The 13,973-nt window shown below is 43.7% G+C and carries 11 protein-coding genes; 3 read left to right on the top strand and 8 right to left on the bottom strand.

The genetic code is table 11. The annotated features are described in order from the left end of the window. Positions 1 to 103: 103 nt before the first annotated feature. Entirely contained in the window at positions 104 to 841 is a 738-nt protein-coding gene (gene mtgA / locus H150_RS0107695) for a monofunctional biosynthetic peptidoglycan transglycosylase (protein ID WP_019958472.1), read from the bottom strand. Beyond that, a complete protein-coding gene (aroE, locus tag H150_RS0107690) occupies positions 826 to 1,653 on the bottom strand; it encodes a shikimate dehydrogenase (protein ID WP_019958471.1) in 828 nt (275 codons plus the stop codon). The genes mtgA and aroE overlap by 16 nt, the downstream gene beginning before the upstream one ends. Positions 1,654 to 1,911: 258 nt before the next feature. On the opposite strand from aroE, the gene glnA reads away from it, so the two are divergent. After that, positions 1,912 to 3,330 carry a type I glutamate--ammonia ligase gene (glnA, locus tag H150_RS0107685; RefSeq protein ID WP_019958470.1) on the top strand — a complete coding sequence of 473 codons (1,419 nt, stop codon included), beginning with the start codon at positions 1,912 to 1,914 and terminating at the stop codon, positions 3,328 to 3,330. 196 nt (positions 3,331 to 3,526) lie between these two features. Here the strand turns inward: glnA and H150_RS0107680 are convergent, their stop codons facing one another. Further along, positions 3,527 to 3,826 carry an I78 family peptidase inhibitor gene (locus H150_RS0107680; protein WP_019958469.1) on the bottom strand — a complete coding sequence of 100 codons (300 nt, stop codon included), beginning with the start codon at positions 3,824 to 3,826 and terminating at the stop codon, positions 3,527 to 3,529. A 207-nt stretch (positions 3,827 to 4,033) separates the two neighbouring features. Between H150_RS0107680 and H150_RS0107675 the strand changes: the two genes are divergently transcribed. Next, entirely contained in the window at positions 4,034 to 4,888 is an 855-nt protein-coding gene (locus H150_RS0107675) for an RnfABCDGE type electron transport complex subunit B (protein ID WP_019958468.1), read from the top strand. On the opposite strand, the gene H150_RS0107670 is transcribed toward H150_RS0107675, so the two are convergent. The 5 genes from H150_RS0107670 to H150_RS0107650 form a co-directional block, all read right to left on the bottom strand. After that, complete coding sequence (locus H150_RS0107670) at positions 4,885 to 7,824, bottom strand: FtsZ/tubulin family protein (protein ID WP_019958467.1); 2,940 nt, start codon at positions 7,822 to 7,824, stop codon at positions 4,885 to 4,887. The genes H150_RS0107675 and H150_RS0107670 overlap by 4 nt on opposite strands. 26 nt (positions 7,825 to 7,850) lie before the next feature. After that, positions 7,851 to 9,848 carry a transglutaminase TgpA family protein gene (locus H150_RS0107665; protein WP_155970488.1) on the bottom strand — a complete coding sequence of 666 codons (1,998 nt, stop codon included), beginning with the start codon at positions 9,846 to 9,848 and terminating at the stop codon, positions 7,851 to 7,853. After that, positions 9,821 to 10,774 (bottom strand): DUF58 domain-containing protein, encoded by a 954-nt coding sequence (locus tag H150_RS0107660; RefSeq protein WP_019958465.1) that lies wholly within the window; start codon positions 10,772 to 10,774, stop codon positions 9,821 to 9,823. Before H150_RS0107660 ends, H150_RS0107665 begins: the two co-directional genes overlap by 28 nt. Beyond that, positions 10,758 to 11,669, bottom strand: coding sequence for an AAA family ATPase (locus tag H150_RS0107655; RefSeq protein WP_019958464.1), 912 nt, complete (start codon positions 11,667 to 11,669; stop codon positions 10,758 to 10,760). The genes H150_RS0107660 and H150_RS0107655 overlap by 17 nt, the downstream gene beginning before the upstream one ends. Positions 11,670 to 11,785: 116 nt before the next feature. Continuing rightward, complete coding sequence (locus H150_RS0107650) at positions 11,786 to 12,427, bottom strand: TetR family transcriptional regulator (RefSeq protein WP_019958463.1); 642 nt, start codon at positions 12,425 to 12,427, stop codon at positions 11,786 to 11,788. Positions 12,428 to 12,682: 255 nt separating this feature from the next. Here H150_RS0107650 and H150_RS0107645 point away from each other — a divergent pair, with 255 nt between their 5' ends. Then, positions 12,683 to 13,966, top strand: a complete 1,284-nt coding sequence (locus tag H150_RS0107645) for an efflux RND transporter periplasmic adaptor subunit (protein WP_019958462.1) — start codon at positions 12,683 to 12,685, stop codon at positions 13,964 to 13,966. The last annotated feature ends 7 nt before the right edge of the window (positions 13,967 to 13,973 follow it).

Genomic DNA, 13,973 nt, shown 5'->3' with positions numbered 1-13,973 from the left:
GAATGAATCAACTCGGCTTTACACAATAACAACATTCCCATAAACAACGGCGGATTACCATTTCTTACAGGACGCTTGTTGGTTGATGCCACAATGTTAGCGATTACGAATTGCTGGGCATATTGCGCAATTTAGGCAAATTCAAACCTTGAAACACAGGATCGTTTTCTGGCAATTCCGATGCACCCATGCGGCGTAAAATAATATTGGTTTTGTTGCGCAAACGCTTGTCTTTGGGATGCTCACTGTAATAACGTGGGCGAGGAATCATTGCCGCCAAACGCGCCGCTTGTTGCTTACTCAAACTGCGGGCTGATTTTTGGAAATGGTATTGTGCCGCCGCCTCTGCGCCAAACACATTCGGTCCCCATTCAATCACATTCAAATATATTTCAAAAATCCGCTCTTTGTCTGTCGTCGCTTCCATCATCAAGGTAATCACAGCTTCTTCAGCTTTGCGAACATACGATTTGCCTTCCCACAAAAACAAATTCTTCGCCAATTGCTGTGAAATGGTTGAACCGCCCGCTTTGATTTCACCTGCTTTTTCATTGCGCTTGATGGCATTTTCGATGCCACGCCAATCAAAGCCATCGTGATTGGAAAATGCTGCATCTTCCGAAGCAATCACCGCTTGTTTCAAATTAACGCTAATTCCATCGTAATTTTTCCAATCATATTGGATATTTTCATTAGGATATTGCGCCGCCCGAGTACGCATAAAACTGGTGGCATCTGGTGCAAACGCACGCCAAAATAAAATGCTGCCATAAGCGTAACATTGGAATACCAATACGACACCTAAAATCAATGCCAATACCATTTTTAAGCTTTTGAACATAAGCTGGCTCTTAATGATTGCAATACTGATTCTGTTTGCGGCTGAAAACCACGCCACCATTGATACGACACCGCAGCTTGACCCACCAACATTCCCAAACCATCCGCAGCTTGCTTGGCGCCACCTTGACGCGCCAAATCCATAAATGCCGTTGGCTTAGCTCCATACACCATGTCATAAGCCAATTGACATTGCTCAAACGCCGCCAAAGCCAAATCAGGGGCTTGGTCAGATAAGCCGCTAGACGTACCATTAATGATGATGTCAAATTGACGCAAAGAAGCGTCCTGTAAACTCAAAGCCTCGATGTCCAAAATGTGTGCCAATTCTTGCGCTTTAGACACTGTTCGATTGGCAACGCTGACTGCTTTGGGATTTCTTTCCAACAAAGGCTGTAAGATGCCACGCACCGCACCACCTGCTCCCACAACCAATACGGACAAGTCTTGCAAAGACACGCCATATTGTTTTTCAATGTCATTCATCAAGCCTAAACCATCGGAATTGTCACCATAAACGCTGCCATCGTCACGCACCACCAATGTATTCACCGCACCTGCCAATTGCGCACGCACGCTCAATTCATCAGCAAATTCACAAGCATCTAATTTGAATGGCACAGTGACATTTGCACCTTGTAAACCAGCCTGTATCTCGGCAGCCACACCTTGGGAAAAACCCTCTATGGGTAACAAAATTTTGTCATAACTGATATGTACTTGCTCTTGCAATGCAAAAGCCAAATGGATTTCAGGTGAACGGCTGTGAGCGATTGGATGGCCAAAAACAGCATAACGTGGTTTTGTTTGCATATTCATAAGTAGGTCAATGATGTAACAAGAAAAGCATATTATGCTTATTTTATCCAATGTGCAAAAAGTTCCTTTTTGAGTATAAATGAAAATGCAAAACTATTTTTATAAAAAACTCAATTATTTGTCCATTATTGTTCATTTATTGTTTATTTTTTTGCATTGCCACATTCTTTTAATAATAGAAATGTGGCACAATCGTTTCACTTGCATTGAACTATCCACTCTTTCTTTCGCATTGCTTTTAAAGGAGCTGCTATGTCTGTCCAAAATGTCTTGGACCTCATTGAACAAAATGATGTCAAGTTCGTTGATTTACGCTTCACCGACACCAAAGGTAAACAACAACACGTGAGTGTGCCTGCACACGTGGTTTTAGAAGATGGCGAAGAATGGTTTGAAAATGGCCAAGCTTTCGACGGCTCATCCATTGGCGGTTGGAAAGGCATTCAAGCTTCAGACATGTTGTTGCGTCCTGATGCCAGCACTGCTTTCATCGATCCATTTTACGACCACCCAACAGTTGTCATCACATGTGACGTGATTGACCCTGCAAATGGTCAAGGTTATGACCGCGACCCACGTTCTATTGCCAAACGTGCTGAAGCTTACTTGAAATCAACAGGTCTTGGCGACACAGCTTTCTTTGGTCCAGAACCTGAATTCTTCATTTTTGACGGTGTTGAATGGGAAACCACCATGCAAGGCACCCGCTTCAAAATCCATTCAGAAGAAGCAGCTTGGTCTAGCGGCGAAAGCTATGATGGTCAAAACACAGGCCACCGTCCTACGGTTAAAGGCGGTTACTTCCCAGTAGCACCTGTGGATTCAGGACAAGACTTGCGCTCTGCGATGTGTTTGACTTTGGAAGCTTTGGGCATTCCTGTAGAAGTGCATCACCACGAAGTGGCGACTGCTGGTCAAATGGAAATCGGTACCAAATTCAGCACTTTGGTTCACCGTGCCGACCAAACCCAAGACATGAAATACGTGATTCAAAACGTGGCGCATAACTTTGGCAAAACAGCAACTTTCATGCCTAAACCGATCATGGGCGACAACGGTTCTGGCATGCACGTTCACCAATCGATTTGGAAAGACGGCCAAAACATGTTCGCAGGCGATGGCTATGCTGGTTTGAGCGATATGGCTTTGTATTACATCGGCGGCATCATCAAACATGCCAAAGCTTTGAATGCCATTACCAATCCGTCAACCAACTCATACCGCCGTTTGGTGCCTCATTTTGAAGCGCCAATCAAATTGGCTTACTCTGCGAAAAACCGCTCTGCGTCTATCCGCATTCCTCACGTTGCCAGCGCCAAAGCTCGCCGTATTGAAGCGCGTTTCCCAGATCCTACCGCTAACCCATACTTGGCATTTGCGGCTTTGTTGATGGCAGGCTTAGATGGTATCCAAAACAAAATCCATCCGGGCGATCCAGCTGACAAAAACTTATACGACTTGCCGCCAGAAGAAGATGCATTGATCCCAACAGTTTGCGCATCTTTGGACGAAGCATTGAATGCATTGAAAGCAGACCACGAGTTCTTGACTCGCGGTGGTGTATTCAGCGCAGATTGGATTGAAAGCTACATCGCCTTCAAAACAGACGACGTACGTCGCATCCAAATGGCACCACATCCACTCGAATTTGAAATGTATTACAGCTTGTAATTCGATACGGTTACCCTTATTTCCAAACCGCCTTGTTGAAAGGCGGTTTTTTAATCCGCTTTATTTTCAAACGATTTCAATCACACAAGCGTCCTGTAAAAGTTTACAGGACGCTTGTCATTATCAATACTTAAGGCATGCCCTGATTTCATTTCACATCCAATGCTGTTGGCAATACTCATGCCCACAACACGCCTTAACCACAAGCGGCGCGAATGATTTTTTTGGTTGCAGGATCAACGACAATTGTCACGCGTTCAGAGCGATAATCTGCTGTGACTGCTTGATTTGGTCCCACTTTGCGCACCGTTTGAGCACGGGTAAATTCTTTAATGCGTGCATCTGGCCAATCATCTTGACCGACCAAGCGCATGGCCAAAGCCGCTTCACATTGTTTGTTCACTTGTGGTGCGGGCTTGGTTTCAGGCTGATTGTTTTGCGCACATGCACCCAAACCCAGTGCCAATAACAATGCCCATCCCATTTTTAATTTCATTTTGAACTCCTTACCATGATGATACGGTGATTGATGGTTTGTTTTTCTTCTAACAACCAGTTATACAGACTCTCAAGCCCATAAATAGTTTATGAACATCCTTGTTTCAAGCGGCCTGTAAATCTCATCTGTGCTGACAAAACAGAGGCTTCATGGCTGTGTTACAATGGCTGCCTTTTTGAAAACGATGTTTAGAGGATTTCGCTCATGGTCAGCGCACAACAAATTGAAACCTTATTACCGCAAACCCAATGTGGTCAGTGCGGTTATCCAGGTTGTGCGCCTTACGCCCAAGCCTTATCTCAACAAGAAGCAACCATCAATTTGTGTCCTCCTGGCGGTCGTACGACGATTGTGGCATTGGCCGAACTTCTGCACACTGCCATACTGGAACCTGCAGACATCGAAAAAACCGATGCACCCAAAGTTTTGGCAGTGATTGATGAAAATATTTGTATCGGCTGTACCGCTTGTATCAAAGCATGTCCTGTGGATGCCATTGTTGGCGCAACCAAATGGATGCACGATGTGATTGCCAACGAATGTACTGGCTGCGGCTTATGCGTACCACCTTGCCCTGTGGATTGTATTGATTTGGTGGCGGTGAACGATGCGTATTTGCCACGCATCACACCCGAACCAAACGGGTCAGCGCAACAAGCGGCAGCACATGCAAAAATCCGTTTTGAAAAACGCAATCAACGCTTGGAAAAATTAGAGGCACGCAAGCAAGCCGAACGTGTTGCCAAACGTGAAGCCATGCTCAAAGCCAAAGCAGATGCTCAAGCAGCGCAAACTCCAAGCCAAACCACACCTATTGCCAAAGCGGCATTCGACCCTTTTGCTCTGATTGCCAAAGCCTCAGCCAATGCCCAAGCACAGAAAAAAGTTCAGGTATACAATCAAGATGAACACGTAGAAACCCAAGTTCAGGCCGCTATGGATGCCGCTGCCATACGCCAAGCCATGCGTGATATTGAGTTTGGCTCAGAAACAGAAAAACAAGCGGCGATTAAATTGCTGCGAGAGCAAAAAAAACGCCGCAAAGCCAACAAAAATTAACTCAATTCATTCAATACTTTTTGGGTAGAACGCTGCCACGCCACAAACATACCAGCGACTGCCCATTCCCCATCATCCTCATCATCGTCATCGTCATCCAAAGCAAAAAATGCCTGCTTCAATTGGTATAACAATTGTTCTAATTTGCTTTGGAACGCAACATTGAGATTTTTCGCCACATCGCTGGTTTGTAACACACGTTCCAAAAGTGCAATGTCTGCCAATTTAATATTGTCTAACAAAGTCACCAATGACACCCAACCATCAACGGTCAACACTTGACCATTTTCATTTTTGGTCAACATGACTTTAAAACCATCCACTTCAAAATCAATGATATTCAAAGCATAGGCTTTAATCAAAATTCGACGTATCGCTTCTGCACTGTATTCTGGATCAATCAACGCATGCTCCATCCAACTGACCAAACGGTGTTCTGAATGAAGCTGAAAAAATGCCCGTTTGATATTGTCATATTCACTCAAGCTGTTTTGATACATACTGGCCAAATGTGTCATGGCCGGCCATGTTTTGACATTCAAATGATAGACACTGATTAAGTCCAAATAGTTGCTTAAAGACTGCGCAGGTTTGACATCTGCCATTGTCAACTGTCCTGCTTTTAACAATTGGTCTAACACAGGCTGAGAGCTGGTATCTTTCACCCATTCTGGTGCAAAAAATTTTGAGTCTTGGTCAAAAACATGTGCTAAATGTGGGGTAAGACTGGGCACGTAACTATGTGGTTGGTTAATGCTGACTACTTTTTGCAGAAATTCAGTAAACTGGTTCATCTTGCGCTGAGGTGTGAGATTGACTGCCGCTGTAATCAACTCACTGGTTTCAGGACGCTTGTTTTTACCTGATAATAAAAAATCCAAATGCTCTGCATAACCATCGGAAATTTTATCCAATGACATACCAAATTCTTTTTGACCCAAATGCTCATTGAAAATATTGAAATTGGCATGTTGTGAGAATTGATCGCGCAATTGGCTTTTGAATTTTTTCACAAAGCTTTTGATTTCAAAAGGTTGTGCAAAAATCTGATCACGCATTTTTTCAATTTCCAAATACACATTCAAAGACACTTGCTGAATATGCGTATCACGTTGATGTGAAACCCACGTGCCTTTGGCTGAAATTTGGTCAATTTGCTGCAAAATTTTGGCATAACGATCGCGTACAGTGACCAAATGATTGAAAATCTCACTGATTTGATCATGCAATTGATCTAGCTTGTCATACAAACGTTCAAACAATCGACGGGCAAACAACAAAGATTGAATGTGAGTTCGGGCGGTAAAAATTGCATACAATTGGTCATCTAATTCGCCCAACTCATTGCGATCGGTACCGAACAAACGAAATAAAGTTTTGTTATCGGCTTTTTCGGTTGCCAAGCGTTGATATTGAGCCATGTGTTTGGCTTCTTTTTGCTCATGCTCTTCGCGCTCTGCTTCTAAAGCCTTGCTTTGGTGTTCCAAATAGTCCATCACAGACAAAACCATAGCAGGCAAATCCGCCAAGCCACGTTCATAATTCCACCACTGCGCAATCAGCGATTTTTCAATATTGCTGACCAATTTAAACGCCAATGCATCCAAGCGGCTTTCGGTCCATTCCAATTCGTAGAAATTGTCTACACCTTTTAAACGGAAACGGTCTTGGTAAAAGTCTTGGTATTTTTTCAACAAAACATCGGAACGTTCAGAAGAAGACACATCGCTCAAAGAGTCTAAACGCTCTTCACGATTGCGCTCCCACTCCATTTCGACCGAAGCCCATTTAGGATGCAATTTCGATTGGTCATTGGTCATCAATTTGTTCAGACGCAAATAATCCGAGTCCAAACACCACTCTCGCATCATGTAATCTAGTTGGCTGACAAACTCTTGTCGGGTTTCGTAATTGTCATCAGCAATAAAACCAATGCCCTCTTGCCAATTGGCAAACAATAAGGCATTCAAAACTTGGACGGTAAACAGCTTTTTATAATACTCGGTTGGATAATCCACCGTAACCGACAAACGCAACATACCAAAACTGACAAAATTGGGTTTTTTCACCCTTTGCCCATTTTCATAATGAGCATATTCGTCTGAAAACAAGCCTTGCCATACCGTATCTTTGACAAAAGATTTGCGTAGCAATAAAGCACTCAAGCCAGAAACATCGTATTGTTCATTGTCTCGCTCCACCAAATAACACGCATTGACCCAATTGCCATCTTCACTCAAAGGCAAAATATTCAATAAATTTTCAGGCAACCAATGGTTATTTAATAAAGCATTGAGCTCCACAAATGTGGCGTACAACGAAGCACTTTCTGTAGGCTCCATCTTGGTCACGCTGAAATTAGGTGGCAACAATACAAATACGCTCAAGCGGCAAAACAAGGAAGGATAATGCTGGCGCAATTGCACCACAACATCACTCAAAATGGCTTTCACCCATTCGTTCGAGACATCCACCAACAAATGTAACGCCAAGCCTTCATCATCGTATTTGCTTTGCAAACGCAAATACGCAGCATGAATTTGATTCAACAATTGTTCTAAAGCGGCTGCCAAATTCAGGCGAATCACACGCCGAGGCAATTTTTCAATGTCTTCTGAATTAGAATCAATCAAAGAGGCCCAAAATACTTGCTCTTCGGCATCCATTTTCAACCAACGATGGTCGCGCAAAAACATCAATGCATCGCGAATGGTAGGTGGCTCAACGGTAATGGATTGAATCTGATAATTCACTTCTACTGTATTTTCAGGCAAATTATCAAACAAATACAATTTTTGCTGTTCCACATCGGTAACGGTTAAAAACTCCGCATGCAGTGACGAACTTTTATCAACCGTACTGCTTTTATACAGTTGATAAAAATCACCCAATGCTTCTTTAGCGGCATCGCCTAGACCAATATAAATATGATTCATTTGTATTCCCTTACAGTCATTGTTCCCTAACGGCTGTGTTTCAATTGTTTTTTGACTTGTGCATACCAATGCCACAATTCATCTTCTGATGCCTGACTCGAAGGGTCATAACGCCAGTGTGTATATTGCTGTAACAATAATTGCCATTGTTCGGTTAGCAATTGGTGTTGTTTGAGCCAATCTTGTAATTCCAACGCTCCGATACGCCATTTGTCTTCATGTTCATCTTCCATGAAATGGTGTTTAATCAATAAAAAACCTGCTTCTAATGGATCAATTTGTTGTCGATATTGTCGTCGCCACCACCAAACAATCGGTCCCAGTGTCAATAATAATACCAACACCCATACCAACAACCCTTTTACCACAGCAAACACGCCACTGCCTAAATTCGAAAACAAGGCTTTTTGATTGTTTGCATCATAATTGACTACCCATTGTTGCCAATAATATTGCGATGTCGCCAACCAACGTTGCAATGGTGCAGGCCAATTGCCTTCAATTTGACTCATATTTTCAGGCAACGCAGCATTGATACCATCGTCAATTCGTGAAGCTGAAACAGAACTGGTAGGATCCACTCTCACCCAAGCTTGCTCTTGTTCTAGCCAAACCTCAGCCCAAGCATGTGCTTCCTTACCCCGCACTTGCCAAAACTGTCCTGTTTCATTAAAACTGCCACCCAAATACCCAGTGACCACACGAGCAGGTATGCCAGCGGCACGCATTAAAATGACAAAGGAAGTAGCATAATGCTCACAAAAACCGACTTTGGTATCAAATAAAAATTGGTCTACTTGTTGACGGTTTTGTTCTAATTTACCCGGACTTAAACTGTATTGAAACTTTTGTTCTTGATAATAACGCAGTGCTTTTTGAATCAATTGCTCATCACTCAAGCCTTGATTTTTCCAACTTTGGGCCAATGCGATGGTTTTTAAATTGGACTGCTCAGGCAACTCTGTCCAACGCTTGATTTGATACGAACTCAAACGTTCACCAATGCGATCGCTCACGACACTTTGCATGCTCACTTGTCGCAATTGCGAATAACGTCTTTTAGCCGTGACCACTTGATTTTCACGTAAAAAAATACTTTCATCCCAAGATACCACTTGCTGTAAAGCTGGAATATGTCCTTGAAAATCATGCAGTGTCATGACATAAGCCACTTTAGCTGGAGCCACATTTTCCAAGAAGGTTTCTTGCGCTAAGGTGCGGCCTGTATTGGCATGCCAAGTATTGCCATCAAAATCATTCATCACCATCGTACGCCAATACATTTGACGCAGTTTTGGGAGAAACGTCTCTTCAAATGTCACATTGAAAGCCAACTCATTGGATTCAATGACCGAAGCCATATCACCCAAAGTCAATTCAGTAGAAAGGCCAGTTTTGGCAGCGGGAGATTGCACTGGCAAACGCCATAATGGCTCCGAAAAACGAGGCATGGTCAAAAACAATACTACCATCAAAGGAATAGACAGCCCTAAACTCAACAAAGTATTGCGCCATGCTTCACGCCACGACAAACCATTGAGCAAACACAAACTGCCAAAAATCATGCTCACAGCACACAAAAGCCACACGCCTATTTGCAAAGTTTGTTGAAACAGCAAGCCGCCCACCACCAAAAACAAACTGGCCACCAATAAAACTTGCCAGTCTCGCGTACTTTGACCTTCAAACGATTTGATCACCACCATCAACAACAGCAACGCCACGCCACCTTGCTGACCAAACAAGGTTTGCAATTGCACATATACCGCCAAACCTGCTGCAATCAATAACACAATATTCAGCCAAGTCGGTATGCCACCAATACCCAAACTGGTCAACACCAAACGAATGCCAAACAACAAGCCAAAAAAGATGCCCACTCCCATAGGCAATTGCAACAACAAAGGAAAAGCAATCCACAACAAAGTGAGTAATGCAGCCACTTGGGCATATTTACTGGTCGGCTGTTGTAACTGCCAATGCGCTAAAATCGCCATTACATCACCGCCAATGCATTCAAACACAAACTGCGCTGCTTGGCTTGTGGCAAGATGGTCAAATGAGGCAATTCTAAGACAAATGGTTTTTGCAATTGATGTTGTTGCAACACTCGATAGCACAACATAGACGCCAATTGATCGGTAGCATGAACATTGGGATAATCTTTATAAGAAATGACATCAGGCAAGCTGGCAGTGGGATATTCAAAATGTTTGCTCAACAATTGACCCGTTTTGGCATATTGCTTCCACGCAATGGTTTGTAAGGAATACCCATCCACAAATTGCTTCAAATACGCCACCTCATCGCCGCCTTGTTGTCTTTGAGTGCCCGCCTCTTCGCTGCTAGGGCGTCCTGTAAGAACAACAGTGTGTTCCATCGGTGCAGGATACACAATGAATGTTTCAGTACATTCACACACCACCGACACTTCTAACAATCCAAATGGCGCCGTACTGATTAATTGCAAATGCGGAATGCTTTGATAACCACGATGCGTGGTCGCGACACTCAAATGTGTTTGACGCAAATGATTGGAATGGGTGTGTAACACATTCAAATCTTCTTTGCTCAAACTTTGTTTGATAGTGTCTTCATTAACCATACGCACAATCAAGCGTCGATTGCGCAAATCCTCGGCAAGCAAATTCACATTCACCACGCCCGACTCGCCCACAAACACTTCATCAGGCAAATCCAAGCGCAAACGCAAGCCCAAAAGTTGGCGTATACTCAATAAAGAAGCCACGCCCATGGCGCTGACTATCCAAAAAGACAAGCCATACGCCAAATTGACCGAGTAATTGAGCGCAGCTAGCCATGTAGCGGCGGCAATCAACCATAAATTGATGCCCAATTGTGTCGGGCGTACAGAAATATGGTGCCAAGAAACAGGTTCTTGTACATCCAAAATGATTTTTTGCCGTTTGATTCTAGGCCACGACCACATGTTGTATGATTTTCTGTAACAATTGATCAACGGTCACATTGCTTTGCAATGAGCGCAAACGGTGATTGGCTACCGATGGAAAAACAGCCTGCACATCTTCTGGAATCACAAATTGACGCGATTGCAAAAACGCCCATGCCTTGGCCGCTGCAATCACCGCCAAACCTGACCGTGGACTCAAGCCCAATACAAAAAGCCCCAATTTGCGGGTTTCTTGAACCAAGCGATATGCATAATCGGCCAAAGCTTCACTCACTTGTACTTGTTGAACTTGCTGCTGCAAAGCTTGCAACTGCTCGCCATTCAAAGCGGCCTGTAACTTAGGTAGCAATTGGCGGCGGTCGCCATGCAAATACAAGTATTTTTCGGCTTGCTCAGCAGGATAGCCCAAAGACACACGCATCATAAATCGGTCTAATTGGCTTTCAGGCAAGGGAAACGTTCCCAATTGTTCGGTTGGATTTTGCGTGGCGATGACCATAAAAGGCTTGGGCAACATATATGTGGTGCCATCTACCGACACTTGCCCCTCTTCCATCGCCTCTAACAAAGCCGATTGCACTTTGGGAGACGCCCGATTGATTTCATCTGCCAATAAAAATTGGTTGAACACAGGACCTTGATGGAATTTGAATTGAGATTCTTGCGGCTGAAACACATTCACACCCAATAAATCCGATGGCAACATGTCATTGGTAAACTGCACACGCTGATAACTCAATCCCAACACATTCGCCAAACCCGTCGCCAATGTGGTTTTACCCACACCGGGTACATCTTCTAACAACAAATGACCACGTGCCAACACACATGTTAAGACCAAATCCAAAGTCGAATTTTTACCCAAAATCAGACTGTTCAATTGTTTTTGTATGGTTTGTAATGCAGGATTCATTCAATCTTGCCTTTTTATCATTGATTTAACATACATATTTGAAAAACATCTCTAAAAATGCGGATGTTTATGTTCACAAGCAGCCATTTTGATTCAACATTTAAACATAAATGCTTTCAGGACGCTTGTAACAAAGGCATTTGTTTTAATATGCGAAAGATATATTGTAATTGTAAACTGGGGATAGACACAGACAAAGATACGCGTCCTTGCTCAATATCGCTTAAATAATTGACCATGGCACCGACCAAATAACTTTTGAACACCGCAACCGTCTTAGGCACATCGGTATTCTTAGGTAAAGCACCAACCACCACGGCTTGTTGCATGATGACTTCAATGCGATCTTCCCAAGAATATCGATAACGGGCGAGCAAAGACACAACTTGAGCATTGTTTTCAGTCATTTCGCATTTTAAATGCACCACTGTACAAAACTGACGCAATAATAAATTTTGTTCTAAGCGCTCAAAAAATCCCACATAATAAGCCTCCAATGCATGCCAATACTCATCCCCTTGCATTTGGCTCAAACAATCATCCAATTCATGCAACTGTGGCATGACGGTTTGGAATACCGCATCAAGAATATCGGCTTTGTTGTTAAAATGCCAATACAACGCACCACGTGTCACCCCTGCTTCACGGGCAATTTGTTCCAAAGTTGCCTTCGCCACGCCCTCTCGATAAAACACCTTACAGGCCGCTTCAATCAATTGCAATTTGGTTTCTGCCGCTGCTTGTTTGCTTCTTCTCATTTTTTTCTCATTCTTCTCAAATAATTAACAATTTAATCATTTGGAACTTTTATACCACAGCCTCACCAAAATCTATACTTGCAAGGCTGACACACCAAAAGTCAAGCTCTGTAAAATGCCCATTGACTGAACATACATCAATGTATGTATAATCGCAAATTGCCATGATATTAACATTTGCTTTGTCTTAGTTCAAAAAGCTGATTGAATTATCCATTTCCAACAAGATTTCTTTTCCATCAAAGGGAACATCACATGTCGTTCGTAAAACCACTGACACATGCTTCCAAACCAAAACGGTTTAAAGCCTGCATTCTTGCTTTGATTGTGACCACAGCATTGGCCGCTTGCGGTGGTGAAAAACAAGGTCCAGGTGGCGCTGCTGGCCAAACGCCACCGCCGCCGACAGTCTCTGTGTTCACAGTTGAACCAGGTACAGTAGCCATTACCAATGAATTGCCAGGTCGCTTGGAAGCCAGTCGCACTGCACAAGTTCGTGCACGCGTTGCAGGCATCGTTTTAAAACGCCTGTTTACTGAAGGCAGTTATGTCAAAGCAGGTCAGCCTTTGTTCCAAATTGACAATGCCCCATATTTGGCACAATTGGACACAGCCAAAGCACAATTGGCCACTGCAGAAGCAAACTTAGCTAAGGCCAATGCCGATGTGGCACGTTATGCACCATTGGTAGCCGAAGGTGCTATCAGCAAACAAGAATACGATGCCGCTATCGCCCAACAGCGTTTGGGACGTGCTCAAGTACAAGCAGCCAAAGCAGCGATTAAAACTGCTCAAATCAATGTAAATTATGCTTATGTGACCGCGCCTATTTCAGGTCATATCAGTAAAGCTTCTGTAACCGAAGGGGCTTTAGTCGGTCAAGGTGATGCCACTATTTTGGCAACCATCCAACAAACATCTGCTTTGTATGTCAATTTAACCCAAGCCACTGGTGACATCATCAAATTGCGCCAAGCCATGGCCAATGGTGAAATTTCTATGATTGATGGCAATCCTGAAGTCACAATTTTATTAGAAGATGGCAGCGAATATCCGCTTAAAGGCCGCTTGCTGTTTACCGATGTGACGGTAGACCAAGATACAGGTCAAATGTCTTTGCGTGCTGAGGTGCCAAACCCTGACAATTTATTATTGCCGGGTATGTATGTGCGTGTGAAAGTACCGCAAGCAGAAATTGCCAACGCCACTTTAGTACCACAACAAGCTGTAACCCGTGGTAGCCAAGCGGATATTGTTTTGATTGCCAATGCCGATGGTTCATTTGCCCCACGCCCTGTCAAAATTTCTCGCTCACAAGGCAGTTATTGGGTAGTGACCGATGGCTTGAAACCAGGCGATAAAATCATTGTCGATGGCATGGCTGTAGTCGGTATGACACAAGCCAAAAAAGTTCAAACCCAACCATGGAAAGATCCAAGCAAAGCAGCTACCGCAACCACCACACCACAAGCTGCCCCAGCTTCTGCTCCTGCACAAAGCTCAGCACCTGTGGCGGCCAGCCAAGCGGCTGCATCATAAAGGACGG

Origin of the sequence: Vitreoscilla stercoraria DSM 513 (genome assembly GCF_000382305.1) — a bacterium.
GTDB classification, from domain to species: domain Bacteria; phylum Pseudomonadota; class Gammaproteobacteria; order Burkholderiales; family Neisseriaceae; genus Vitreoscilla; species Vitreoscilla stercoraria.
This window is presented reverse-complemented; position numbering and strand designations above follow the sequence as displayed.